This is a genomic window from Vibrio sp. R10-SF1-ISO8, assembly GCF_059833805.1.
On record NZ_JCBDHL010000016.1, the window covers coordinates 44,955 to 70,286 of the forward strand.

A 25,332-nucleotide genomic window follows, 5' to 3' on the forward strand; every position below is an offset into this window, starting at 1 on the left:
GATGAATTGTTTATTCAAACTAAGAGGGTTGACGTTTTCACGCCAACCCTCTTTTTTGTTATCCAGTTATCCAGTTATCCAGTTATCCAGTTATCCAGTTTAAGCCTTCGAATACACATCTCTATCACCCAACCAGCGGTCGATAATCGCGACAGCATTATCTGGATAGTTGTCATGAATATGCCGAGCAATACGCTGAACTTCGGGGATTAAGCGCTGATCGCGAACCAAATCTGCAATCTTAAAGTCTGCCATACCGGTTTGCTTGGTGCCTAATAGCTCACCTGGTCCACGGATTTCTAAGTCACGCTGTGCAATCACAAATCCATCGTTGCTTTCACGTAAAACGCCTAAGCGCTTTTGGGCGGTTTTGGACAGTGGCGAATGGTAGAGCAGCACACAGTGACTGGCGACACTGCCTCGACCTACACGACCTCGTAGCTGGTGGAGCTGAGCTAAACCCAAACGCTCGGGGTTTTCGATAATCATTAAGCTTGAGTTAGGCACATCAACACCTACTTCAATCACAGTCGTCGCGACCAAAAGGTGGAGCTTATTGTCCTTGAAGTCTTGCATCACCGCTTGCTTCTCAGCGGGTTTCATTCGACCGTGGACTAAGCCAATCTTGACGTCTGCCAGTTTGCGCTGTAGCTCTTCAGCCGTATCCGCTGCCGCTTGAGCTTCTAGCACCTCAGATTCATCAATCAGAGTACACACCCAATAGGCTTGCTTACCTTCGTTAAGACAGGCATTTCTGACTCGCTCAACAATATCGTCCCGCTTAGTATCCGGAATGGCGACGGTTTGAATCGGCGTTCTCCCCGGTGGGAGCTCATCAATCACTGACGTTTCTAAATCAGAATAGGCGGTCATTGCCAGTGTTCGAGGTATTGGAGTTGCAGTCATAATCAGCTGATGTGGATAAGCACCTTGCTTGGCCCCTTTTTCACGCAGCTCTAAGCGCTGGTGGACACCAAATCTATGCTGCTCATCAATGATAACTAAAGCTAAGTGATGAAACTCGACATGCTCTTGGAACAGAGCATGGGTGCCGACCACCATTTGCGCTTCACCATTGGCGATTTGAGCAAGCTCAGCTTCTTTGGCCTTACCTTTTAGTTTTCCAGCGAGCCAACCTACCTTGATGCCCATAGGTTCGAGCCAAGCAGCGAAATTAATCGCGTGCTGCTCGGCGAGTAGTTCAGTCGGGGCCATCAGCGCGACTTGGTAGCCATGCTCAAGGGCGCGCAGAGCGGCAAGCGCTGCGACTAGGGTTTTACCAGCCCCCACATCTCCTTGAACTAGGCGCATCATAGGGTGTGGCTTTTCGAGATCTCGTTCGATTTCACCCACTACGCGTACTTGAGCATTGGTTGGTGAAAAGGGAAGTTGGTCGAGCAGTTGCAGCTTAAGTTTGTTGCAAGCGGGTAGCGGTAATGCTGTGTCTTGCTGACCTTTGCTGCGCACCGCCAACATCGACAGATTTTGTGCTAGCAGCTCTTCCATAATCAAGCGGATCTGCGCCGGGTGCTTGCCTTCATCAAACTGCTCTAAATCGATGTTTGGTTGCGGACGGTGAATAGTGTGCAGTGCTTGCGCTAGGGTGATTTGGTGATCATACAGACCATTGGGTAGTAGCTCTTGCACGGCCGATTTGTCGAGTAATTCTAGTGCTTGGTCTGTTAAGTTGCGCAGCGTCACCTGCCTTAGGCCATCAGTCGTGGGGTAGACGGGGGTAAGTGTTTGTTCTACTTGAGCGCTTTGGTTTGGTGCGTAGAATTTGTAATCTGGATGGACAATCTCTAGTCCGTAGCCACCACGCTTAATTTCACCATAAGCGTGAACAGTTTTACCTTCGGCGAAGTTGTTCTTCATTCCGGCGGTAAAATTGAAAAAACGCAGCGTGATGGTGCCGTTGCCATCACTGATTTTCACCGACAGCATTTTGCGTTTACCAAACAAGGTATCAACACTCATCACCTTGCCTTGCACCGCCGCCCATAGGCCAGCATGCAGTTTTACAATCGGGTAGATACGAGTGCGATCTTCATAACGCAGAGGAAGGTGAAACAGAAGATCTTGAACGCTATTGAGCCCAACTTTGGCTAACTTCTCGGCAACTTTGGCACCAACGCCAGTCAAAGAAGTGAGAGGAATCGCAGATAGCAGTTGGGACATGACACAGCTCGCTCGTTATTTTGAGTAAGTGACTCAGTGAGTTAGATAAGACCTTGTTAGTTAACCATTGGGCTGTGTTTTTGTACAGGAAAAATTGGGGTTAGAGATCGGGCAACGCCCGCGAGAACGCTTTGCTTCGGGATTTTAGAACGGACTTTGTCCTTCGAGAGGTATGTGTGTAGCAGTAGTCGTATGTTGTTATGCTTAATTAGTTCTTAAAAGAAGGGTTGACGCAAAACGCCAACACATCAAATTCTCTCGCTTCTCGCTTCTCGCTCTCTTACTTCTTCTGCATCTCTGCCCACCATTCGTCATCGGCGATGATCTGGCCTTGTTCGTCTAGTGGTGGATAAGGAAGCTTTTTGCGCTTGGCGACTTTAGCTAGCACTGGATGACCACGTTCAAACAGTAGGCGGTGGATGGTTTCTTCTGGTACAGAGCTTACTTCATTGTCGTACATGCCTGCCGCTTCACGTTGGCGCTGCGCTTCATAAAGGATCACGGCACTGGCTACCGATACGTTGAGAGACTGCACCATTCCGACCATTGGGACGATAATATCTTGGTCAGCAAGCTTTTTCGCTTGTTCTGATGCGCCTACTTTTTCACTACCGAGAATAATGGCAGTGGGTTTGGTGTAGTCGATATCGCGGAAGTCTACTGCAGTTTCAGACAGGTTGGTGACAAGCACCTGCATGCCCTGCGCTTTGAGCTCAGTAATTGCCTCGTCGATAGAGTCATGGGTTTCAACGTCTACCCAGTTACGAGCACCCGCCGAAGTATGGCTCAGTGTGCGCATCTCATTTGGCCATACTGCGTGTATCTTGTGAATACCCGTTGCATCGGCGGTGCGGATAACAGCTGATACGTTATTTGGCTTGTGAACTTCTTCTAGGCAAAGGGTTAAGTCAGCTTGGCGTGCTTTTAACACTTCTTGGATTCGATTGTAGCGTTCTAAATTCATAATCTTATACAAAAGAAAAGCCCTTGAAATGGTGGTTTCAAGGGCAGTTAGATATTCAAATCAAACGGTTAGTTCTTGCGGCGACGAACTTTAAGCGTCTGTGGCATAGCTTTAATCTTACGCATAATGCCAGCAAGGTGAACACGATCTTTGGTCGTTAGCAGTACTGTTACTGTGTACAAGCGACCATCACGCTCTTCTGTTGAAAGTCCGTGAATGTTGGAACCCGTCTTTGAAATAACATTGGTCAGTTCTGCGAGTGCGCCTTGACGATTTTGTACATCGACAGTGACTTCGGTGATGAACTCTTTATCGTAATCATCAGACCATTCCACCGCCATGTATTTATCCGGCTCTTTTTGATAGCCACGTACATTCGGACACATTTCGCGGTGAACAACTAAGCCTCGGCCCGGTGAAACATGAGCGATAATGTGGTCGTCTGGGATTGGGTGACAACAGTTAGCGAACGTCAGCAAAATACCTTCCGCACCGCGGATCGGCAGCTTCTTCTTACCTTCGTTATTACTCTCAATTTCGGTCAGCTCATCAGCATCGCCCAATAAGCGACGCGCAATGACGATACTCATCAGCTCGCCTAGACCAATATCTGCCAGTAGATCGTCGATTGACTCTACTTTGAGGTCGGTCAGAACATGGTTGATATTCTCTTCATCGATATCTGATAGAGAAAGCTCACCTAAGGCATGATTAAGCAGGCGACGACCTAAGGTAATCGACTCTTCGCGGCGCATGGTTTTCAGAACCTGACGGATCTTAGTACGCGCACGAGACGTCACTACGTAGTTGAGCCATGCAGCATTTGGACGCGCACCCGGAGCACTGATGATTTCAATCGTCTGACCATTTTTCAGCGATTTACTCAGTGGATAAGGGTTGCGATCAACACGAGCACCAACACAGGTATTACCGACATCGGTATGTACGGCATAAGCGAAGTCTACTGCGGTAGCACCCACTGGCAACTCAACAATGCGGCCTTTCGGCGTAAAGACGTAAATCTCGTCTGGGAACAGATCTGACTTAACGTTTTCGATGAATTCGAATGAGTTACCCGCGCTTTGTTGTAGTTCAAGCAGGCTTTGCATCCAGCGCTGAGCTTTGACTTGCGCCGTAGTACCTGTTCGCTCACCGTTGCCTTTGTAAGACCAGTGAGCGGCAACCCCTTTATCCGCCATTTGATCCATATCTTCGGTACGGATCTGAACTTCAACCGGAACACCATGAGGGCCAACCATTGAAGTATGGATAGATTGATAGCCGTTCGCTTTCGGTACCGCGATGTAGTCTTTCATCCGACCTGGACGTGGCTTGTATAGGCTATGTACCTGACCAAGCACGCGATAACAAGTATCGGCATTGTCGACGACGACACGGAAAGCGTAGATATCCATGATGGTATGGAAGCGCTGCTCTTTGGTCTTCATCTTGTTGTAGATGGAGAAGAGGTTTTTCTCACGACCAAAAACACGCGCTTTAAGAGCGACTTCTTCAAGGCGACCTTCTATCTCATCATGAATACGTTGAATCATCTCTTTACGGTTACCACGGGCTGCTTTAACGACCTCTTTAAGAACGCGATAACGGTTCGGGTAGAGCGCTTCAAAACCGAGTTCTTCTAGCTCAGTTTTAATGTTGTGGATACCAAGGCGGTGCGCCAAAGGAGAATAGATTTCTAAGGTTTCGCGAGCGATACGACGCTTCTTGTCTGGACGAAGAGCACCGAGCGTGCGCATATTATGCGTACGGTCAGCAAGCTTAATCAGAATAACGCGGATGTCTTGCACCATGGCAAGAACCATCTTGCGGAAGTTTTCTGCCTGAGCTTCCTTGCGATCGCGAAACTTAAGCTTATCAAGCTTAGAAACGCCATCCACCAGTTCTGCAACGGTATTACCAAATTGAGCTTCAAGCTCTTCTTTGGTGACTTCAGTATCTTCAATAACGTCGTGAAGTAGGGCTGCTTGCAGGGTTTCAATATCAAGGCGCATCTCAGCCAAGATACGAGCAACAGCAACAGGGTGGATGATATAAGGTTCACCGCTAGAGCGGGTTTGCCCTTCATGGGCATCTTTCGCTACCACATAAGATTGACGCAGAGCCTCAATTTGAGGCTCTGTTAGGTATTCTTGGGCAACGTCTTTTAGGCTATCGAATAGATACAAACTTTAGGCCCGGAAGATAGTTGTAGTGACGAGACGTCTAATTAACGGCTGTGAGCAATGCTGCTTACAGCTGCTAGTTCAGCGGCTTCTTGCTCTTGCTGCTCTTGACGCTCACGTGCATCAAGAATCTCTTTAGTGATAAGACCTTCTTCGATTTCGCGTAGAGCGATAACCGTTTGCTTATCATTCTCTTCTGGCACTAGTGAATCTTTGCCACCAGTTTGCATTTGACGAGCGCGGCGTGCCGCAATTAGAACTAGGTCGAAACGGTTGCCAACTTTTTCAACAGCGTCTTGAACAGTTACGCGTGCCATGAGAACTCCAAATTAGTTAACTAAAATTTTGAATGACGAGAAATTATACAGGCTGACAGTTCCTAGTGTCTAGGATCTGTTTGTGTTTCCTGCTATTTACTCAGCTAAAAGCGCATCAAGCATGCCTTTATATTTAGCAGCTTGCTTGTCTTGCTTCAATCTTTCTGCGCGGATGATGGCTTTAAAGTCCATCAAAGCAGTGTCGAAATCATCGTTGATGATCACGTAGTCGTACTCACCGTAGTGTGAGATTTCTGATTTTGCTTCAGCCATGCGTTTCGCGATAACAGCGTCGCTATCCTGACCACGAGCGTTAAGGCGACGCTCTAGCTCACCATTTGATGGCGGCAGGATAAACAGGCTTTTTGCCAAAGGCATTTGTTCACGGATCTGACGAGCGCCTTGCCAGTCAATATCTAGGAACACATCGATGCCCTTATCGAGGTTTTCTTCAATCCAAACACGAGACGTGCCGTAGTAGTTGCCAAACACTTCGGCATATTCAAGGAATTCATTTCTCTCAATCAGCTCTTCAAAGTGCTCTTTTTGCACAAAGTGGTAATGAACACCATCTTGCTCGCCAGGGCGCATACCGCGAGTGGTATGAGAGACTGACACTTTCATCGCGTAGGTTGGGTTAGTTTCTAGCATGGCTGAAATCAGACTAGATTTTCCAGCACCACTTGGTGCAGATACGATATATAGAGTGCCTTTACCCATAGGTACGATCCCACATTTGGTTTGATAACTGCCAGTTGATAATGCCGACATGTTTAAAGATAGCACTGACCACATAGAAACACCGAAGTGGTGAAATTTAGGCCAGAAAAATGGAGGCGAAGAGTAGCATGATCATAAGGATCTTCACAAGTGGCTGAGTCTCTGAATCTGCCTAGTCACGGTCGCTAATTCGACCATTTTGACTCACGTCGCTTACCATTTTTGCTTCTAATTAGCTTTGAGAGTTTCTTCATATCAATCATGCCTTTATGAAGTTCAGCATGTAGTTGAAATTATTTCAGCCCAATTATAGAGCGCAATTTGCTGATTTAATTGTAGTTTATCCAGGGAATCGAATTTCCATAACACATTTCTTATCAATAATCGTTGCTTATGAATAAATTTTAATGATAATTATTTTCATTTGTAGTTTGTGCAACTGAAACAAGGAGTGGCGAATTATGACGGCCATGAGTCCCGTTGATCTCAACGAAGTCGACAGCATGTATCGAGAACATCACGGCTGGCTTTCGCTGTTTATTCAACGGAGGTTGAGCTGCCCTCAAGTAAGTGCTGATTTGGTTCAAGATACTTACTTACGACTACTTGTGAGTGGCAAGCTCCCAGAGAGAAAGGACTCGCGACGTTATTTGACACATATTGCAAAAGGGTTAGTGATTGATCTCTATCGCCGTCGTCGTATTGAGGCCGCGTATCTCGAAATCATTGAACACCAGCCTGAAGAAGTTGCGGCCTCTCCTGAGGCGCAAACCATGATGGTTGAAGTCTTAGTTGAAATTGACGCTATGTTGCATAAATTGCCCTTCAAAGCGCGTCAGGCATTGATCCTGAGACAAATGGAAGGGTTGAGTTACAAGGAAATTGCTCACCGATTGGAGGTTTCGGTCTCTTCCGTTGAGAAATATGTCGCTAAAGCATTACAAGGCTGCATGTTGGTTGCAATGGAGGGATACTACTAAACATGGAGCGCATTTCACGTAAATCGATCGAACAGGCTTCGCTGTGGATGGCACGAATGTGGTCTGAGGATGTGTCAGAGCAGGATAAGCGCGCTTTTCATCTTTGGCGGACTCGCCATCCTGATAATGATTATGCTTGGCGACAGATGGAGTCTCTACAGCGAAAATTCACATCTGTGCCAGACCCCCAGTCAGGCAGCAAAATACTTGGTACTTATCGCCAACGTGTCTCACGCAGACAGGTATTGATTTGGGGCGGTGTTTCATTAGCGACGATGAGCTTGGTGTTGTCTAGTGATGCCGCTTTGCCACAAGGAGAGACAGAGTATGTCTCTGCAACAGGGGAAGTAAAACCAATACAGTTGTCTGATGGTACCGTCGTCGTACTTAACACTGCGAGTAGGATACGCGTTGATTTCAATCAGCATCACAGAAGAATTCGATTGATGGAAGGAGAGGTGATGGTGACGACTGGCCATCACCTAACGCCATTCAGTGTTGTTACGCCCCATGGTAGTGTCATGCCGATAGGGACTAAATTTAGTGTCCGTCTAGCTCAACAACAGACTATGGTTGGCGTATTTGAAGGAGAGGTTATTACCAAACCTCTGCAACGAAATGAAGGACAGCACCTATTAGCTGGGCAAAAAAGTGGTTTCAATACGTATCAATACGAAGAAAAGCAGAGTTTATTAGCAACAGATGCGCTTTGGTTGGATGAGAAAATCCTCGCTCAGGATACGCCGCTACCATTGTTTATCGCAGAGCTATCTCGCTATCGTCGTGGCGTAATAAAAGTCGCCCCAGAGTTATCTTCGATACGTATTTCAGGTGTGTATTCCATTCGAGATACCGATCAAACCTTACACAACCTCACGCAAATCCTACCCATTGAAGTTAATTCTCGAACTCGTTTTTGGGTCAGTATTTCTGCGAAAAAAGAATAAATTACTGACACGATAATAATTTTTCTCACTTTGATTGAGGCTTTGGCTTATTCGCTCGGTGTAGACACTAGTTAACTCAGCGAATAAGGATATCAGACGTGAAGTCCCCCTTCCCCTTAAATAGGCTTTCAATGACCATGCGTACTCAGCTTCGTTGTACTGGTCTGATTCTCCCTTGGGTAGCATTTTCTGTTCAAGCTAAGGTCTTCAATATCCCTGCCGCTGATCTAGATATAGCTCTTAACCAGTTTGCTTTGCAAGCAGGTATAGAATACTCGGTTGATGCTAGTTTGACGCAGGGGCAGTATAGCCAAGGTTTGCAAGGGGATTACCAACCTGAAGACGCATTTACTGTTCTCCTGGCAGACGCAGGTTTAAGCGCCCAGAAACAGGATGATGGCTCGTACTTAGTCGATATTGGTGATGAATGGGCTCTAGACGCCGTTCAAGTTGGTACAAGGTTGGATGGCGGTGCAAACCGAGATGAAATCGGCGAGGCCAACGTATACGACAAAGACTTCGCCACTGAGTATCGAGGAAAAGAAGAGATCGAACGTTTTAGAGGAACGGATGCTTCTGATATTTTTAAAGGGATGGCAAACGTTAATAGTGGTGATGCACGTAATGGCGGAGGTATTGATCCGAATATTCGAGGTGTCCAAGGTCCGGGTAGGGTGCCTGTCATCATTGATGGCACTGAGCAGGAAATTACCATGGACAATGGGTATCGTGCCGCTTCTAACCGTAGCTTTCTGGACCCTAACCTCATTGGCGGAATGACGGTACATAAAGGCGCTCAAATTAACCCTGATGTAAACACCTCGGTGGGGGGAGCGGTTGAAATTACCACTTTGTCAGCCAATGACATTGTTCTGCCTGGTGAAACATTTGGTATGGAATTTGTCGCGGAAAGTAGTAGTAACTCTACCGCACCTCGAGAACCTAGGTTATATACAGGACAGGACATCAGTACGATACCTGAGTATGCAGACCTAGCTAACCCAGCTTATGACCTTTTGTATACTGACCCAGCCTTAGTGGTTGACCCAAAGGAACGTCAAGATGACAATCCATTTAATGGCGAAGATGTTGCTTATCGCCTAGCGATTGGTAGTGTTGGATCTAAGGTTGATTGGCTAGCCGCCTACGCTTACCGCAATCGCGGTAACTATTTTTCGGGAACCAAAAAGGCCAGCTTCTATCAACAGCCTTTTAATGGCGATGAATCTCAAGGCGTTGAAAACCGTAGGCTATTTATTCAACCAGAGCATCTGGCTTTGGTTTACCATCCCGGTGAAGAGGTGCCAAATACCTCTTCTGAAATGGAATCTTTTTTAGGTAAGTTTGCATTTAATCTTAGCCCAGCGACTAAGGTTGAGTTTGGTGCTCGTTATACGAAAAGTGTTCATGGGGAAATCTTGGCCGATCGAGCAGAAACACGTTATATGTCCGGTCTTGCTCAGTGGCCGCTGAATCATACCGAGTTGCAAGCTTATAATCTTAGGGTTCGCTCTAACCCTGCTAACCCTTACATCGACTTCAAATCCAACTTATGGGTGACGCTATCCGACATTCGCTCTAATACCGGCCCCGGTTCGCCCAATAGTCTTACTGAAGGGGAGACGATCATTAAAAATACCTCCCTCATTAATTCAGAAGAAGACAGGTATGGGTATAGCTTTAGCAACAAAATGCTATTTGGTAGTGATGTTGATGTCACGCTGTCAGGTAACTATCAATACCATCAGCTAGCACCAAAAGGTGATTTGGACTCTGTCATTGCTGAGTTTGGTCAAGTACGAGCGGGTGAACGTACTGAGTATAATGGTAGTGCAAATGTCGAATGGCGAGCGAGTGACTCGATTATCTTCAATGCTGGTGTTCGCTATGGCTACTACAAATCTATCGATAACTATGTAAAAAATCGCCTTGCCGCAGGGGATCGCTCTTCTTTATCTCAATACGGTGGCGAAGGTTATCGACTTTCTTATCAGATGAATGTGCCTATTACAGATGCCAATCGTGCTACTTACCTGGCTGGCGTAGAGTCTCGAGTTCGAAACGCAGATACTAGCTTGAACCAAGAGATCGCTAACTTACGTGACGGAATCCCTAATCTTCCACCCTTCCTCGTCCCAGGTTTTCAAGCACAGTTAGATGCAAAAGTGGCGCAACAGGATGCATTGGTCGCCCAAGAAATTGCAGCGGCTAGCGCGCATACTTCCTATGTTGAAGACATTGAGTCTGAGTGGCGTCATAGCGGAGAACATAATTACAGTGCGGCAGACAATGCGTGTATTGCTGCAGTAAACAGCCCTAATTATGTCGAAGGTAGCTGTAAAGCACAGGAGCTCAGTAGTTCATCCACCAGTACCTATACCAATTATGAATCGAGTGATAGTGGTTGGATGCCATCAGCTTCAATCACTTGGTTAATGACGGAAGACAGCCGTAGCTATATTCGCTATGCCGAATCATTACGCTTTCCGAGTATGTTCGAAAGTACCGTGGGTTTTTCGGCTGTTCCAGCAACGTCTTCACCGTTGGCTCCCGAGCGTTCTAAATTGTGGGAGCTCGGCTACGTTTACTACTTTGACCATGCCAATGTGAAGCTAACCTATTTCGATCAGGTTATAGAGGATGTCATGGATAGAAATACTTCTGTGGCGACAACAAGCTTTACCAATTTGGACAAGATGAAAACAAGTGGAATAGAGCTGCAGTTGGATTACGACGATGGCGACTATTTTGGTGACTTGTCCTTTGCCTACAATCTAGAAAATGAAGTGTGTGATGAAAACGCGGCCACACAACGCTTTATGGCTGATTTGAAAACCGATGACACGCCTAACTATCAGGAATGCCGACGTGGCGGTTTCAGTACCACAAGCTATTTGGCCAACAAAGTCCCACCTGAAATGAGCGGAAGCCTGCACTTGGGAGCACGTTTTTTGAATAAAAAGCTTATTGTCGGATCCCGAACTTATTATGCAGACGGAAGCCATTCAGAAGACTATGTTAAACGCGATGATGTGACGACGTTGGATGCGTACATCGGTTACGCCTATAACAAGCATCTCCAGTTTGAGCTGCGTGGTAGTAACCTGACCGATATCTATTACCTAGAGCCGGGGGCAGTAGCAGGTATCCCGGCACCAGGAAGAACAATCAGCGTTAAGCTGACCAGTCGCTTTTAGGATTACGTTCACTAAGCCGCAGCCAAAGCTGCGGTTTTTTTGATTTTGATTACGGGTTTGTCATCGTCACTCGGTGTATCAGATGAAGCTGCATAGAGATTGAGGTGCTTTGGTCTTAGCAGTGGACAATAATTTATAGCCTATTAAGGATTGAAGAATGAAAATCGTACAACTTTCATGGATTTCGGCGGCCATGCTTGGTCTCAGTTCACTTGCACATGCTGGCTTTGATGGAGCGATTAGCAATGGCGAGCATCGTCAAGTTGGTGAGTCTCAGGTATGGGTACCTTTTATTCACTCAAAAGGTAAAGCAGGGATTGGTAGTACTGGAGGCAAAAGAGTTGATTTTGACGGACTGACAGTATTCGCTAGCAAAAATGGAGAGGTATACACTTCCGGTAGTGACCATAACAATTCTAAGTATGTATTTTCTCAGGTTGCTGGACAGGACATTTGGTTTGGTGAATGGTCATCGGGTAGCACTAACGGTCAGGCTAATGATCGTGCTGTATATTATGTCGGTGATGATACTGGTACGACGGTTCCAACATCTGGTTCGGCGACGTACACAGTGGCAGGTATAAATAATGGTGCGACTTTAGCGGGTCAGTTTACCGCTGACTTCGCAGCACAAAAGCTGAACGGTTCTTTATCTAACAGCAACCTAGCAATCAACCTTTACAACAACAGTATCAATGCGGCAACGGCTGAGTTTTCAGGCACAGCCGTCGCCAATGGTCTAAAGATTGGTCACTCGCAAGGCCATTTCTTTGGTGCTAACGCCGCCTTCTTAGCTGGCTTTGCTAAGTTCGCGGGTGACAGCACGCTCGATACTGCCTTTGGTGGTAGCAAGAACTAAATCACTTTTTGTCGTTTCTGGGAGCGGTGTATTCGCTCCCTTTTTTGATTGAATCCTTTAATGAAAACCTATTACCACTACCTGTCTTTTTTGCTGCTCGTTGTGGGAGTGAGCTACGCCTCTATGTCTAGAGCTGATCAAGATACCGACCTACGCATTCAACAACGTGACGCTTTATCTTCCCGTCAGAATGAAAATGCTTTGATTGTAGAAGAGCTTGAAAAAGAGCGTAGAGCTGAGCAATCCGCAACTGAAGAGAGCTCTCAAGTCGCTGATACGGCGAATCAATTAGGGCCGGCTTTACATCTTGCTGTAAGGCAGCGTCAATGGTTGTTGGCACAAAGCCTGTTCGATCGATATGTTCAACTACAAGATCGAGATCCTATGCTCGAGCATTATGCGGCGGGTGCATTGGCGAGACATGCGCAAGACTATACCCTTGCAGAGCAGCACTATTTGGATTTGTTAGAACTCCAACCGCAATTTTTACCCGCAGAGCTTGAGTTGGCGCGTGTTAGGTTTGAGGACAGAAAAAACACCGACTCTTTGTCTTTGTTTAACGATGTTTTATCTCGTTTACCCGTTGATAACCCAAGGGCGGATGGCGTGAGAAAAACGGTAGAAAGCTTTGTGAGTGCGCTGGAGTATCGAGACGAGTGGCAAGGTGCGTTTTCGGTCGGCCCAACGTTCAACGACAACCTAAACCTTTCATCAGAACACTATGAATGTTTGATCCATTTTACTAATGGTCGCTGTTTTCTTGAGCGGAGTGCTCCTGAGGTGAAATCCGCTTACGGGTTAGACTTTGATGCTAGCTTGAATCGACGTTTTTCACTAGCAGGTCACCATGGTATTCAGTTACGTACATTCGCCTATGGCACCAGCTATCAAAACCATAAAGAACACAATGAGCAAACACTGAGTATCGCGTTAGGGTACAGCCATCAAACAGCAAAGAATCAACTGAGCATTGCTCCTCAATTTGAATATCGAGCGTTATCTAATCGTACCCTATTTACCTCTGGAGGGTTCAAAGCTGACTGGTTTTCGAATTTAACCCCAAGATCTGCCATGAAGATAGAGGTGAAAGGAGAGTACCTTGATTACCGTAACCAAGCACTACGTTACCAATCGGATTGGCAATGGTCAGTCTTTGGCACATATTGGCATCAGTTAGCTGATAAGTGGCTGGTTTTCGGTGGTCTAGACTGGACTTTAAAGCAAAACCAGCAGGCCGTGCATGAGTACCATCTTTGGGGTGGGAGATTGGGCGTCAACAAGACGTTTTCGTCAATTGACACTGATGTCACCTTATTTGCTTCTCTGCGTGAGCGTCTTTACGGTGACTACAATGCTGTTTTAGGTGAGCGGCGTGATGACACAGAGCAGATCTATACCCTAGTAGTGACGCTACCCGAACTGTTTGCGGGAATTAAGCCTTTGCTAGAGCTTAAAGCGAATAAAACAGAGAGCAATGTTAATTGGGCATACAGTTATAAACAGCACCAATACAGTGTAAAGCTTGAAAGAAGATTTTAATAATAATCAGTCGCTTAAGGCTAATTTGTGAAATAACTTAAAATTAAATTACGGATATTGGTTTTTGGTTCGGTGTAACTAATGGAGGTGTACGCATTTGGCTAGGTGCAGTACACACAGATAAACCGAATGTGAGTAAAACAATGGAATGCTTAACCAAACCACTACTGATTCTTTTCATTTTACTGTCCCCTGCAATCAGCTGGGCTGAAGCAACGTCAGGCTTAGAGTTACAACCTGTTACGCAAGAGGTAACCCAACAAGTAGAGGAAGCGACCCCTCATCATGATCTTTCTCCGTATGGTATGTATCAGGCCGCAGATTGGGTCGTAAAATCGGTAATGATCCTATTATTGGTCGCTTCTGGTGTGACTTGGGCCATTGGTATCGCAAAACAAATCCAGCTACACCTCGCTTGTCGTCGTGCTAAGCATCTTCTTACTGAACTGCTTGATTCAGAAACCTTGGTTGAAGGGAAGTTAAGATGCGATAGTGCTGAAGGAGCAGGGCTTGCTTTGCTTGAGGCTACTGAAAAAGAACTGGTATTGTCGGCTCGGGCAGACAATGAAGACGGGATTAAAGAGCGCCTGCAGTTAAGGCTAGAACGTGTGCAAGCAGGACTTAGTAGTGCAATGACGAGTGGGACTGGGGTTTTGGCCACGGTAGGTTCGGTCGGCCCTTTCATTGGTTTGTTTGGCACCGTCTGGGGAATTATGAATGCCTTTATCGGCATCGCTAAATCTCAGAATACCTCTTTGGCTGTAGTTGCTCCAGGCATTGCAGAAGCTTTGTTGGCTACGGCGATTGGTTTGGTCGCCGCTATTCCCGCAGTTGTTCTATACAATCACTTTATTCGAGGAGTCAGTCAGTATCGCGCTCTAATGGCTGATATCTCTGCTGCCTTAATGGTACTGGTCAGCCGTGATTTAGACCGGGAACCGATTGCCATTGATGGCAAAAAGCTCGCAGCTTAGGTGAGGTTTGTCTATGGGGTTTAAAGTATCTTCGCAGCAAGATGAGCTAGCGGTTAACCATGAAATCAACATTACTCCTTTTGTGGACGTAATGTTGGTTCTGCTTATCATCGTTATGGTTGCTGCTCCGCTAGCGACGGTTAACGTGCCAGTGGATCTTCCGACGTCTTCGGCGACTCCTTCTCCACGACCTAAAGAACCTTTTTATCTTACGGTAAGCGCTGATTTGGCTCTTACGCTAGGAGAAAAGACGCAGGTGAACTTAGATCAGTTGCCACAAGCTTTGGCTCAGGTTTTAGCAGATAAAGAGCAACGCATTTATCTCCGAGCGGATAAGACGCTAGATTACCAAAGTTTGATGAAGGTAATGAACGTACTTGTTGCTTCAGGTTATGGACAGATTGCTTTGGTTGGTTTGGAGTCGACAGAGAATAAAAGCACATGATGCAAAATCGAAAAGTAGCGAGTGATGGATTTATGCCGTGGCTGGTACCGGGTATTGCAGTCAGTGTCGTTATCCACCTTGCCATCGCTCTCTATTATCTTTACCAACCGAAAAGAGAAGTTGTACCGCTACCAGCCGCAATACCTGTCAGTGTCGCCATGGTTGCGCCAATTGCAGCACCTAAGGTTGAAGAGCAAGCCATTAATGATGGGGCTAAGCAGGTCGAGTCTATCGACTCAGTTGCTACGGTTACCGATGACGCTCCTGCAGAGGAAAAGGAAATCGAGCCAGAACCAGACCAAAAAGAGGTGGGGCTTGCCTCCGAGCCACCGCCTATCATTGCCAAAGAGTCCAAGCTTGACTCTGAATTGGCCAAACCTCAGAACGTTGAGCTGAGTGAAAGTACGCCTACAGTTAAGCAGACTCAAGTAAAAGCTAAGCAAGCGATCCCTGTAAAACCGGCAGTCTCTCAACCCGCTTCCGTTGCTAAAGTCGAACAAAGCGCACCTAAGATTGAAGTGGAGAATCGGCAAGAGAAACTGCAAGGGGTAGCTGGGGCTTTCAGTCAGCACTTAAGGCAAGTGCGCTTAGATTGGAAACAACAGCTCGTATTGCATCTTGAACGGCATAAGCAATACCCGAGGCGTGCCAAGAGACTACGTAAACAGGGAGTGCCACTCATTACTTTTACCATGGACCGGGCTGGCAAAGTTTTAGGGGTAGAGTTGATTCGTAGTAGTGGTACAGAATCTCTAGATAGAGAAGCACTGGATTTGGTATTTAGAGCGATGCCTTTGCCTTCTCCACCAAAGGAAGTCGATGGTGAGACGTTAACTTGGACGGTACCTGTTCGGTTTTATGTTCAATAATGATTGTTACTCTTGCGGTACTTTCTAGAAAATAGCACTAAGCAAACGTTTGCTAAAGTCTCACAAAGCTATTGAGTTTTTATTCGAGATCCTTACAATTCGCGCAAACGATTAAATGCTGTATATGTCTAATAAAATGGATTGGACGTTTCTACCACTGAGCCTACCTTAGTGACTACAGTAGCTTATGCGCCATTTCTTTTTTCAGCATTGAACCCGTTTACTGTTTACCCCACTTGTAAAGGTTTCATTGTGAGTCTCGAATCAACTCTAAAAGCCCAGAGTCAGTCTGGTGTGCTGAATTCAGTATTTAAAATTGCTGAGCGTAAAACAACCTTAGGTACAGAGCTGTACGCTGGCTTTATTACCTTTTTGGCGATGAGCTACATCCTAGCAGTTAACCCTGCTATCTTGGGCGGCATCCCTGGTATGGATAAGGGTGCGGTATTTACAGCAACGGCTTTGGCTGCGGCAATCGCAACCTTCATCATGGGTGTATGGGGTAACTACCCAGTCATGCTCGCACCAGGTATGAGCATGAACGGTTTCTTCAAAGGCATGCTGTTAAGTGGTTCAGTCGCGCTAGTGTGGAATGAAGCGCTGTTTGGTATCTTCCTTTCTGGTGTGCTCTACCTACTGCTTTCTCTGACCAATATTCGTAAATCCTTGATTGAGTCAATTCCTGAAGACTTAAAAAATGCTATTACCGTCTCGCTTGGTCTCTTTATCGCATTCTTAGGCCTGAAGAACGCCGGCATTATCGTTGACAACAAATTCGTACTGGTTGGCATGGGTAACATTGCCGACCCTCAAGTGATCATCGCTTACATCAGTATATTTATTGCTCTAGGTTGTATGGTCCGTGACATCAAGTTAGCGACCTTTATCTCGTTTGTCAGTGCGATTCTGCTAACCGTTATCGCTGATATAGTGATGGGAACAAGCAATGCCCCAATCCCTGAGCAAATCGTGACGGCACCGCCAAGTATGGCGAGTACGTTTGGTGCTGTGTTTGATTTCTCTGGTCTAACTGCAGACAAGATGTTCGATCTACTGTTTGTTGTGGTTATCTTCCTGATTGTCGATTTCTTTGATGGCATGAGCACGATAGTGGGTGTTGGCCGTGATGCAGGTATCATCGACAAAGATGGCAAAGTACCTAACGCTCGTTCAGCCCTAGTTGCGGATGCAGGGGGAACTGTGATTGGTTCGGTGCTAGGTACAACGTCTATTACTGCGTTCTCTGAGTCGGGTATTGCCTCTTCGCAAGGTGCGAAAACAGGTCTAGCGGCGGTAGTGGTTTCAGGCTTGTTCCTTGTTTCACTGTTTTTGTACCCTCTGTTCTCTATTTTCTCGGCGGCTATGGTTGCTCCAGCTATGGTTGTGGTGGGCATCTACATGATAGGTCGCTTAGGCCAGATTGATTGGGAGAAGAAAGAGTCTCGCATTGCTTCATTCTTTACTATTATGTTCACCGTGCTGAGCTTCTCGCCAGCCAATGGTATGGCGATGGGCTTTATCAGCTATGCCTTCACTATGGTTATTGCTGGTAAAGGTAAGCAGGTTCACCCAGTGATTTACGCTCTGTCGGTTATTTTCTTAGCCTACTTGCTACTGCTGTAATCGTTAGAAGAGCTGGCAACATCGACTAAAGGATGAATGTTTGCCAACTCTTTTTCACCTTCCTCGTGATAAACTCTTTTTCAATCAATTGGATTGTTTTGGAAACAACACATGCCTTCTCACTTACCTCAGTCGTTTAGTAAACCGTTTCTTAAGATCTTTTATGCTCTAGAAGCTGTGCTCTTGGTAGCGATTACGCTCGCTACTTTGTACGCCATGGTTGAAGAGTTTTTGCATGTGTTTACTGAAAAGCGTGTCCTTCTTACTGATATTCTGCTGATGTTTATCTATCTCGAAGTGCTTGCCATGGTTAAGCAGTTTGTGATGAATGGTAAGATTCCAGTGAGATACCCGATCTATATCGCCATGATGGCTATTGCTCGTTACATCACTCTAGGAATGAAAGAGATGGATGCGACCTTGGTGGTGTGGTTGTCTGTCGCGGCATTGATTCTGGCCGTTGCTACTATGGTGATTCGAGTTGGGCACCATTACTGGCCTTACGTGGATAGAAACACCTTAGAGAAAGATGAGTAGCTATTTAGACTAAAATGCCCCACGAGTGAAGCGGGGCATTGTGTTTTAGTGTTGCTCTTCGTGGCGGATATACATAAGTGCCACCATGCTAAAGCCCATAAACTGCCATAGGTACTGGCCGTCACTCGCTCCTGAAAGAGTTTGAGTCAACGCCATACAACCAGCGACAAACAGTGATGCGATTGCAGAATAACGCAGCCAAGGTCTTTGTTTGTTAGCCATAAACTCGCCGTTGAGCACAGAGCGAATAACTAGAACAAATGGCAAGCACTGCAACACAATCAAAATAGGAAACATAAAGTCGAACGTTGGGCTAAGAAACACGTGGCCGACTTGGCTTTTGTCCCATGTTCCGATGATATAACCTTTCCAGCCAGACCATGTATCACCTGCATAGGCGGTTTCTGGTGTTATTACGCCCAGTAAGACCCCCATCACTTTGTCGATGAAGCCGTTCTTGAACCAAAATACAAACAGAAATATTTGGACTGGAATGATTTGATAAGCGAGTTTTTTCAACATGAACTTGTACCCTAAACGGATGAAACTGAATTGCTCGCTAGTATGCTAAGAGCGGTTTTGTTCATGCTTGATGCAAGGCAACTTGATTTTAAAGCACACAAAATCCCTACTTTTCTGAGTACAGAGATTTAGGACTTAAGGGGCTTAAAGCCTTACCAGTTCAAGTGTGGAGTAAGGCTTAGAGTTTGACAAAATCTGAGGTCTAGAAGAGGTTTGCTTTTTGTGAAGATTCAATAAGATCAAACAGTTGCCCTTTGTTCTCTTTCTGTAGGCTTTCAAAACGCTGGTAGTTGTATTGCGAGCTTTTCGGGTTGTTTGCACTTTGCTCGGTAACACTAAGCAGATAGTAGCTGATCGGGCTCGGGGTGCTTTCAGCAGCGTAAAAGAGGTAAGGGTACGACTGATCGTGCTGGTTGTTGATCAGTAGCGCCAAACCCAGTGTCAGATTAGCGATGTCGCAGCGCGGGTTCATCTCAAATGCTTGTTTGGCCAAGACGAGTGACTGTGATTGACTCTTCTGGTTTTGACCTTCTAGATAATCGAGAGAAGCCGCATAGGATAACAGAGCATTGACTAAGTAGTTGTCACGGCCTTGTTGCTGAATCTGTTGAAGTTGCTGAGTGATAGGCTTGAAAGCTTCCCCACCTTTACCTTGATAAAAGAGGGAAATCCCAGCAGAGATCGCTTTCCAGTCCTCAAAGTTATCGATTGAGGTGACTCGATGGTTTGCTGCTTGATAGTGAGCTGTATTTGGAGCAACGACAGCCTTAACCTCTAGTACCACATCACCAATGGCATCAAAGAATGAGCCTTCATCAAATGTCTGCTCGATTTTATGATTGAGTTCAGGGTGCTGGTGGTTTTGAACGATTAGGGTGAGAAGGTAGTCTTGCTCTACATGTTTTATCCAACCTTTAATTTCAACCCCTTGTCGCACCGAGTTTTCTTGATCTTGCTGAGCTAACTGAGAGAAATGATAGCCGGTAATGCTGCGTGCTGAATTTAATCCATAAAACAGGTAGTTAAACACGCTCTCAGCCATGGGGTAATCTTGGCTCGAATCCAGTGTCAGTTCGTGGATATAAACGGGAATGGTCTGTGTTTGTATCTCTGCAGGGTTGGTATTGAGTTGTATTTGCTTGTTGGTGACGAGCAGTAGAGTTGCCAGTACAGCTAAACAGATACTTGCGAGAGCGAGGTAGATTCCCCGTTTATTCTTGGCAGGCACCTTTATGTTGGCATTAGATGCCTCTAGACCTTCAACCGACGCATCTGGTGTTGGCTCATCCTCTTGAGTAACCTTGATATCAAACAGATAGCCCTGCTTTGGAATGGTTTGAATCACTTGGTATGGCCGAGAGTTATCTTGTAAGTGATTTCTCAACTGGCTAATGACCTGTCTAACTAGGTTGTCCGATACGTGGCTACGCTGCCAAACTGATTCGGCGATTTGCTGAGTGCTGACCACTTGACCTTTGCAGTCAATTAAGTAGCTAAGTAGTCGAGCCTGCAGAGGCTCTATATGAACCTCTTGCTCATCAATCACCAAGTGATTTCGTTCAGGATAGAACTTGATAGGAACATTCAGTTGCAAGATATAGCAAGGAGACAAGGCCATAGAGAAGAGTCTAGGTTACAAATAACCTGATTAGATTATTGGGTTTAGAGTACTGAAGCAAGTGGAGCGATGAGCATTAAAAAGCCCCGCGAGTGTGAAGCGGGGCATTTTGTTTTAGAGGCTATGACTGATTAGTCACTGACAAGTTGGCTGTCGTCTTCAAGCTCTGTAGATGATTGAGGGAAAATAGACGCGAGATGGCGGTAGTCCAGAGTTTTTCCATCAAACAGTAGCTGTTGGGTGAGGTTGTTAAAATCTCTACCTTGCTGGTAAAGAGGCTGCACCCACTCGGCATTACAATCAGTCTGAGTCAGGCTGATGGTATTGTCCTCAATGGTAAAGCACTGCTTAAGTTGACCATCCGGTGAGTTAATGGTGACAGCATGGCGGTTATCAACCCAATAGAACAAGCTACCATCGGAGAAACTACTGCGATAATACTTTTGCTCTTGCAGCAGCGATTGCCCGGTAAACCAAGGAGCATAGCCGCCCATCCAGTCTAAGATAGTGACCCCAATATCACGCTGTGAAACCGCAGTATCGATCTGTTTAGTAGGGATTGAACCATCCGTTGCATAGATAAGAAACGGAATTGAGTTTTTCGCTAGGTCCGGTTCAGATACCTTAGCCGTATGGTCAGACATAAGGACAACCAGTGTTGGTTTATCGAAACGCCCCTCAAGTTGAGCAAGGAACTCATGCAAAGCGATATCGGCATGGTTTTGTACACTTGCACGGATCTGCGACATGTTGTCATCACCAAACGGATAACCAAATGACTCAGGTAGGTAAGCGCTGTGTGTGGTACCTGTATTGATCATCATAAAGAATGGCTTGTCTGGATTCTCCGCTTGCATTTCATCTAAACGATCGAGCGAGTAACGGTAGATACCACCATCCATGTATCCCCATTCATTTGTCTCATCATCGAAGTCATAGTCCATTTTGCCGTATGACTCAGTAAATCCGAGTGTTTTGGCAAATGCGCCGACAATGCCTTTACCGCTACCTTGAATGAATCGAGTGTCCCAGCCACGATCTTTCAGCATATGAGGCAAGCAGTAGTATTGATTGTTTTGCAGTTGAGTGCTTGCCACGATTCCGCCATTTGGGTTGGGGAATGAGCACATGCTAGCAAACATGCCTTGTACGGTGCGGTAACCGTCCGCGTACATGGCGTGTGAGGTGAGGGACTTTTCGCGTAGAGCGTCGAAGAAAGGGCTAGAGTCAATATCAGAACCGTAGCTCTTCATATCAATAGAGACCCAGCTTTCAAGCAGAACAAAGACAATATTGGCATCTTTGAGATTGTCGAGCTCGGCTGGAGACGCGGTGGTTTGAGCTAACTCTTGGTGTAACTCACTACTAGCTGGTTGAGTGACATTGCTGGCTGATTTCTTTGCGCCTTTAGCGAGATGGTAAGTCACGCTGTAAGGGGCGCTCCAAGCAATAAAGGCGCGCTCATTATCGCCGATATTGTAAGCACTCATTGGAGACTGAGGATGATCCATCCAGCCGCCGCGGATAGCCGTTACCGTAAACAGTAGCCATACGATAATGCTTAGAGAGAAATTCAACTTTGTAGAGCGAGTTTGGATGCAGCGAACAAGGTTAGATTTCCAAATCGCAATACTTGTTAGCAGCATTAAAACGATGCCGATTAAGATCAGATGCCAGTGCAAAGAAAACGCGGTTCGAATGAGCTCTAACTCCAAGCCTTTGGAGGTAAACAGTTCAAAGGTGACATGCTTGTTTGCATCTAGGGAGTAGATGGTATCGGACATCGTGGTACCGATCAGCCAAATAGAACCGGCGATAACTAGCGTTTTGACAAGTCGGCTACCATTGATTTTGGTGTAGTGCAGGATAAGTGCTGCGATGATAATTGGAGCCGCAAGTGCAGCCCCAGCTGTCGCATCAAATCTCAAACCATATAAAAGGCTATAAATTCCGTCAGAGGAAAGAAGTGGGATGTTTGAGCTTGAAGCAATACTAAGGAAAATGACCTTAGATGTGAAAGCAATGCCAATCAAGGGCAGAAGAATTCGTAGTATGGTACTGAGCATAGTTCTATTTATCGTGGTGGTTGTTTCGGCTTTGCAAACCTCGTTGAGCTAAAGAGCTCCTAGCGAAAAAGCTCGACTAGGAGCAATTTACGCGATTTTATTCAATCACGTTTATTCAATGTTTTGGATCTGCTCGCGCATCTGTTCAATTAGAACTTTCAGCTCAACACCCGACGCAGTAATATCTGTGCTGATAGACTTAGAGGCAAGCGTGTTTGACTCACGGTTGAACTCTTGCATCATGAAGTCTAGACGGCGGCCACAAGCGCCACCTTTCTTCAGGATGTTAGTTGCTTCTTTTACGTGCGAGTCTAGGCGGTCTAGCTCTTCTGCGACGTCAGATTTTTGCGCTAGAAGGATCAGCTCTTGCTCAACGCGTGATGAATCAAGCTCTATTTTCGCTTCTTCAAACTTCGAGAACAGACGCTCACGTTGCCACTCTAAAATTTCAGGCATACGTGCACGTACTTTAACCACTTCGCCAGTGATCGCATCTAAGCGCTGGACGATAAGCGCTTTCATGTTTTCGCCTTCACGGCCACGCGCTTCAATAAATTCGCTCACTGCTTCGTCAAATGCACCTAGAAGGTCTTTGTTTACTGCATCCATATCTTGCTCAGAGGTTTCCATAACACCCGGCCAGTTCATGACTTGGAATGGGTTTAGACGGCTTTCTTCGCCAGTCATCTGCATCACTTGATTGGCAGCGTTGATCACTTGCTGGGCAAGACCTTCATTGATGCTTAGCTCGCCTTTCGCCGCTGGGTTAGCTTCAAAACGCAGTGCACATTCCACTTTGCCGCGCGCAAGACGTTTACGAAAACGCTCGCGTAGCACGGGCTCTAGGCCACGGAACTGCTCTGGTAAGCGGAAGTAGGTTTCAAGGTAGCGTTGGTTTACGCTACGGATTTCCCATACGGCCGTGCCCCAATCACCTTTGACTTCTTTGCGAGCGTAGGCTGTCATACTGTAGATCATCGAATTTTCCTGTATATCATCTTTGAAAATAACGCGAGGCAATAGTAGCACAAAGGTTGGCCAAAGGAGGATAGTTTGACATCGCAATCCAAATAGCTTTGTTTGCTAAACTTCGCTATAATCCTGCTCCAACCAAATTCGTCTCCCCCTTCATATAAGGTAGATGCCCATGCGTCCAAACGATCGCAAGGCGGATCAAGTTCGCCCAATCAAAATTACTCGTAACTACACTGCGTATGCAGAAGGCTCTGTGCTTGTTGAATTCGGCAACACGAAAGTGCTGTGTAATGCGACCGTTGAAGAAAACGTACCACGCTGGCTAAAAGGTCAGGGTAAAGGCTGGGTGACGGCTGAGTACGGCATGCTACCGCGTTCGACTCACTCGCGTATGCGTCGTGAAGCAGCGAGCGGCAAACAAGGTGGTCGTACGATGGAAATCCAGCGTCTGATTGCTCGTAGTTTGCGTGCTGTGGTTGATCTAGAAGCAATGGGCGAAATCATGGTGACCGTTGACTGTGACGTGATTCAGGCAGACGGCGGTACACGTACAGCATCTATTTCGGGTGCAAGCGTAGCAATGGCGGATGCATTCCAACACCTAGTTGAGAAAGGCAAGCTAAAAGCTAACCCGATGAAAGGCCACGTAGCAGCTGTTTCTGTGGGCATTCTAGGTGAAGATATTCTGTGTGACCTTGAGTACACAGAAGATTCAGCAGCTGATACCGATATGAACGTTGTGATGACCGAAGATGGTCGCATGATCGAAGTTCAAGGAACGGCAGAGGGCGAACCCTTCACTCACGCTGAGCTGATGAAGCTACTGGAGTCGGCGACCAAAGGTATTACCGAAATTGTAGCGGCGCAGAAAGCGGCGTTAGAAAATTGATTTAGATAGCTTCCTCTTTAGGAAGCTATTTTTTTATCAAAATTTGGCCAAGGCTAAGTTTTGAACTGTTTATAAACCGTCTAGACAACTAGACCTTTTATTTAGAGAGAAAGTAATGAAAGCATACCAGCGTGAATTTATTGAGTTTGCACTAGAGAAAGAAGTCCTAAAATTTGGCGAGTTTACTTTAAAGTCTGGCCGTAAGAGCCCGTACTTCTTTAACGCTGGTCTTTTCAATACGGGCCGTGATTTGGCTCGTTTAGGTCGCTTCTACGCAGCAGCGCTAGCGGATTCTGGCATTGAATTTGACGTGCTATTTGGCCCAGCTTACAAGGGTATCCCAATTGCAACGACGACAGCAGTAGCGCTAGCGGATCATCATGACATTGATACGCCTTACTGCTTTAACCGTAAAGAAGCGAAAGACCACGGTGAAGGCGGCAACCTAGTCGGTAGCGCGCTAGAAGGTCGTATCATGCTGGTGGATGATGTAATTACCGCGGGCACGGCTATTCGTGAGTCAATGGAAATCATTAAAGCCAACGGCGCGGATCTAGCGGGTGTTTTGGTTGCTATCGACCGCCAAGAGAAAGGTAAAGGCGAGTTGTCGGCGATTCAAGAAGTTGAGCGCGACTTTGGTTGTGCAATCATCTCAATTGTTAGCCTGACTGACCTAGTGACTTTCTTAGAAGAGAAAGGTACTGACGCAGAGCATCTAGAAGCGGTGAAGGCTTACCGTGCTGAGTATGGCATCTAAGACCGGACTTCGTCCTTTAGAGCGCTTTGCTCCGAGAATCGGGAACGGGCTTCGCCCTTCGAGAAGTTAACTGTCATTCCATAGAGTGACGAAGGAGCGAGTAGGGAATCTCATTAAGAGTTCGATTTGCTTCAAGAGATCCCCAACTCACTCGTTCCTCGTTCTTGAGGATG

Annotated in this window: 21 protein-coding genes and 1 riboswitch; of the genes, 12 read left to right on the plus strand and 9 right to left on the minus strand. The window is 46.3% G+C overall.

Annotated elements, in window-relative coordinates; genetic code table 11:
* Positions 1-99: 99 nt before the first annotated feature.
* From recG to gmk, 5 genes are all read right to left on the minus strand, one after another.
* A complete protein-coding gene (gene recG, locus AC6R00_RS12140) occupies positions 100-2,178 on the minus strand; it encodes an ATP-dependent DNA helicase RecG (protein ID WP_500640570.1) in 2,079 nt (692 codons plus the stop codon).
* A gap of 280 nt (positions 2,179-2,458) precedes the next feature.
* Positions 2,459-3,142: a tRNA (guanosine(18)-2'-O)-methyltransferase TrmH gene (gene trmH, locus AC6R00_RS12145; RefSeq protein WP_004746080.1), complete on the minus strand. Its 684-nt coding sequence runs from the start codon at positions 3,140-3,142 to the stop codon at positions 2,459-2,461.
* Positions 3,143-3,210: 68 nt separating this feature from the next.
* A complete protein-coding gene (gene spoT, locus AC6R00_RS12150) occupies positions 3,211-5,328 on the minus strand; it encodes a bifunctional GTP diphosphokinase/guanosine-3',5'-bis pyrophosphate 3'-pyrophosphohydrolase (RefSeq protein ID WP_500640571.1) in 2,118 nt (705 codons plus the stop codon).
* A gap of 41 nt (positions 5,329-5,369) precedes the next feature.
* Positions 5,370-5,642, minus strand: coding sequence for a DNA-directed RNA polymerase subunit omega (gene rpoZ, locus AC6R00_RS12155; protein ID WP_004410883.1), 273 nt, complete (start codon positions 5,640-5,642; stop codon positions 5,370-5,372).
* Positions 5,643-5,738: 96 nt separating this feature from the next.
* A complete protein-coding gene (gene gmk / locus AC6R00_RS12160) occupies positions 5,739-6,362 on the minus strand; it encodes a guanylate kinase (protein WP_500640673.1) in 624 nt (207 codons plus the stop codon).
* Between the two features lie 461 nt (positions 6,363-6,823).
* Between gmk and AC6R00_RS12165 the strand changes: the two genes are divergently transcribed.
* The 10 genes from AC6R00_RS12165 to AC6R00_RS12210 all read left to right on the plus strand — a co-directional run bounded on the left by AC6R00_RS12165 (position 6,824) and on the right by AC6R00_RS12210 (position 18,332).
* Positions 6,824-7,342, plus strand: coding sequence for a sigma-70 family RNA polymerase sigma factor (locus AC6R00_RS12165; protein WP_500640572.1), 519 nt, complete (start codon positions 6,824-6,826; stop codon positions 7,340-7,342).
* Between the two features lie 2 nt (positions 7,343-7,344).
* On the plus strand, positions 7,345-8,289 hold the full coding sequence (locus tag AC6R00_RS12170; protein ID WP_500640573.1) for a FecR domain-containing protein: 945 nt from the start codon (positions 7,345-7,347) through the stop codon (positions 8,287-8,289).
* Positions 8,290-8,420: 131 nt separating this feature from the next.
* Positions 8,421-11,486, plus strand: coding sequence for a TonB-dependent receptor (locus tag AC6R00_RS12175; RefSeq protein ID WP_500640574.1), 3,066 nt, complete (start codon positions 8,421-8,423; stop codon positions 11,484-11,486).
* Between the two features lie 157 nt (positions 11,487-11,643).
* On the plus strand, positions 11,644-12,345 hold the full coding sequence (locus tag AC6R00_RS12180; protein WP_500640575.1) for a Slam-dependent surface lipoprotein: 702 nt from the start codon (positions 11,644-11,646) through the stop codon (positions 12,343-12,345).
* Between the two features lie 60 nt (positions 12,346-12,405).
* Positions 12,406-13,884, plus strand: coding sequence for a surface lipoprotein assembly modifier (locus AC6R00_RS12185; protein ID WP_500640576.1), 1,479 nt, complete (start codon positions 12,406-12,408; stop codon positions 13,882-13,884).
* 143 nt (positions 13,885-14,027) lie between these two features.
* Positions 14,028-14,858, plus strand: a complete 831-nt coding sequence (gene exbB / locus AC6R00_RS12190) for a tonB-system energizer ExbB (protein ID WP_500640577.1) — start codon at positions 14,028-14,030, stop codon at positions 14,856-14,858.
* Positions 14,859-14,871: 13 nt separating this feature from the next.
* Complete coding sequence (gene exbD / locus AC6R00_RS12195) at positions 14,872-15,303, plus strand: TonB system transport protein ExbD (RefSeq protein ID WP_500640578.1); 432 nt, start codon at positions 14,872-14,874, stop codon at positions 15,301-15,303.
* Positions 15,300-16,172 (plus strand): TonB family protein, encoded by an 873-nt coding sequence (locus tag AC6R00_RS12200; protein WP_500640579.1) that lies wholly within the window; start codon positions 15,300-15,302, stop codon positions 16,170-16,172. Before exbD ends, AC6R00_RS12200 begins: the two co-directional genes overlap by 4 nt.
* A gap of 98 nt (positions 16,173-16,270) precedes the next feature.
* Positions 16,271-16,370: riboswitch (purine riboswitch) on the plus strand.
* Between the two features lie 54 nt (positions 16,371-16,424).
* The gene (locus AC6R00_RS12205) at positions 16,425-17,795 is read left to right on the plus strand and encodes an NCS2 family permease (protein ID WP_500640580.1); all 1,371 of its coding nucleotides are present in this window, start codon (positions 16,425-16,427) and stop codon (positions 17,793-17,795) included.
* Positions 17,796-17,906: 111 nt separating this feature from the next.
* The gene (locus tag AC6R00_RS12210; protein ID WP_171323874.1) at positions 17,907-18,332 is read left to right on the plus strand and encodes a phosphate-starvation-inducible protein PsiE; all 426 of its coding nucleotides are present in this window, start codon (positions 17,907-17,909) and stop codon (positions 18,330-18,332) included.
* 45 nt (positions 18,333-18,377) lie between these two features.
* On the opposite strand, the gene AC6R00_RS12215 is transcribed toward AC6R00_RS12210, so the two are convergent.
* The 4 genes from AC6R00_RS12215 to AC6R00_RS12230 all read right to left on the minus strand — a co-directional run bounded on the left by AC6R00_RS12215 (position 18,378) and on the right by AC6R00_RS12230 (position 23,516).
* Positions 18,378-18,854, minus strand: coding sequence for a hypothetical protein (locus AC6R00_RS12215; RefSeq protein ID WP_367937278.1), 477 nt, complete (start codon positions 18,852-18,854; stop codon positions 18,378-18,380).
* A 202-nt stretch (positions 18,855-19,056) separates the two neighbouring features.
* Positions 19,057-20,472 (minus strand): winged helix-turn-helix domain-containing protein, encoded by a 1,416-nt coding sequence (locus tag AC6R00_RS12220; protein ID WP_500640581.1) that lies wholly within the window; start codon positions 20,470-20,472, stop codon positions 19,057-19,059.
* Positions 20,473-20,603: 131 nt separating this feature from the next.
* Positions 20,604-22,538: an LTA synthase family protein gene (locus AC6R00_RS12225; protein WP_500640582.1), complete on the minus strand. Its 1,935-nt coding sequence runs from the start codon at positions 22,536-22,538 to the stop codon at positions 20,604-20,606.
* Positions 22,539-22,649: 111 nt separating this feature from the next.
* Positions 22,650-23,516, minus strand: a complete 867-nt coding sequence (locus tag AC6R00_RS12230) for a YicC/YloC family endoribonuclease (protein WP_494505621.1) — start codon at positions 23,514-23,516, stop codon at positions 22,650-22,652.
* Between the two features lie 169 nt (positions 23,517-23,685).
* Between AC6R00_RS12230 and rph the strand changes: the two genes are divergently transcribed.
* The gene (gene rph / locus AC6R00_RS12235) at positions 23,686-24,402 is read left to right on the plus strand and encodes a ribonuclease PH (RefSeq protein WP_004410877.1); all 717 of its coding nucleotides are present in this window, start codon (positions 23,686-23,688) and stop codon (positions 24,400-24,402) included.
* A gap of 115 nt (positions 24,403-24,517) precedes the next feature.
* Positions 24,518-25,159 carry an orotate phosphoribosyltransferase gene (pyrE, locus tag AC6R00_RS12240; protein WP_367937281.1) on the plus strand — a complete coding sequence of 214 codons (642 nt, stop codon included), beginning with the start codon at positions 24,518-24,520 and terminating at the stop codon, positions 25,157-25,159.
* The last annotated feature ends 173 nt before the right edge of the window (positions 25,160-25,332 follow it).

Bases quoted from the DNA above. Each gene is read 5' to 3' on its own strand.
- AC6R00_RS12220 (WP_500640581.1), bottom strand. From the start codon at position 20,472: ATGGCCTTGTCTCCTTGCTATATCTTGCAACTGAATGTTCCTATCAAG.
- rpoZ (WP_004410883.1), bottom strand. From the start codon at position 5,642: ATGGCACGCGTAACTGTTCAAGACGCTGTTGAAAAAGTTGGCAACCGT.
- AC6R00_RS12175 (WP_500640574.1), top strand. From the start codon at position 8,421: ATGACCATGCGTACTCAGCTTCGTTGTACTGGTCTGATTCTCCCTTGG.
- AC6R00_RS12215 (WP_367937278.1), bottom strand. From the start codon at position 18,854: ATGTTGAAAAAACTCGCTTATCAAATCATTCCAGTCCAAATATTTCTG.
- trmH (WP_004746080.1), bottom strand. From the start codon at position 3,142: ATGAATTTAGAACGCTACAATCGAATCCAAGAAGTGTTAAAAGCACGC.
- rph (WP_004410877.1), top strand. From the start codon at position 23,686: ATGCGTCCAAACGATCGCAAGGCGGATCAAGTTCGCCCAATCAAAATT.
- AC6R00_RS12170 (WP_500640573.1), top strand. From the start codon at position 7,345: ATGGAGCGCATTTCACGTAAATCGATCGAACAGGCTTCGCTGTGGATG.
- AC6R00_RS12185 (WP_500640576.1), top strand. From the start codon at position 12,406: ATGAAAACCTATTACCACTACCTGTCTTTTTTGCTGCTCGTTGTGGGA.
- pyrE (WP_367937281.1), top strand. From the start codon at position 24,518: ATGAAAGCATACCAGCGTGAATTTATTGAGTTTGCACTAGAGAAAGAA.
- AC6R00_RS12180 (WP_500640575.1), top strand. From the start codon at position 11,644: ATGAAAATCGTACAACTTTCATGGATTTCGGCGGCCATGCTTGGTCTC.
- exbB (WP_500640577.1), top strand. From the start codon at position 14,028: ATGGAATGCTTAACCAAACCACTACTGATTCTTTTCATTTTACTGTCC.
- exbD (WP_500640578.1), top strand. From the start codon at position 14,872: ATGGGGTTTAAAGTATCTTCGCAGCAAGATGAGCTAGCGGTTAACCAT.
- AC6R00_RS12165 (WP_500640572.1), top strand. From the start codon at position 6,824: ATGACGGCCATGAGTCCCGTTGATCTCAACGAAGTCGACAGCATGTAT.
- AC6R00_RS12225 (WP_500640582.1), bottom strand. From the start codon at position 22,538: ATGCTCAGTACCATACTACGAATTCTTCTGCCCTTGATTGGCATTGCT.
- recG (WP_500640570.1), bottom strand. From the start codon at position 2,178: ATGTCCCAACTGCTATCTGCGATTCCTCTCACTTCTTTGACTGGCGTT.
- AC6R00_RS12200 (WP_500640579.1), top strand. From the start codon at position 15,300: ATGATGCAAAATCGAAAAGTAGCGAGTGATGGATTTATGCCGTGGCTG.
- AC6R00_RS12210 (WP_171323874.1), top strand. From the start codon at position 17,907: ATGCCTTCTCACTTACCTCAGTCGTTTAGTAAACCGTTTCTTAAGATC.
- gmk (WP_500640673.1), bottom strand. From the start codon at position 6,362: ATGGGTAAAGGCACTCTATATATCGTATCTGCACCAAGTGGTGCTGGA.
- AC6R00_RS12230 (WP_494505621.1), bottom strand. From the start codon at position 23,516: ATGATCTACAGTATGACAGCCTACGCTCGCAAAGAAGTCAAAGGTGAT.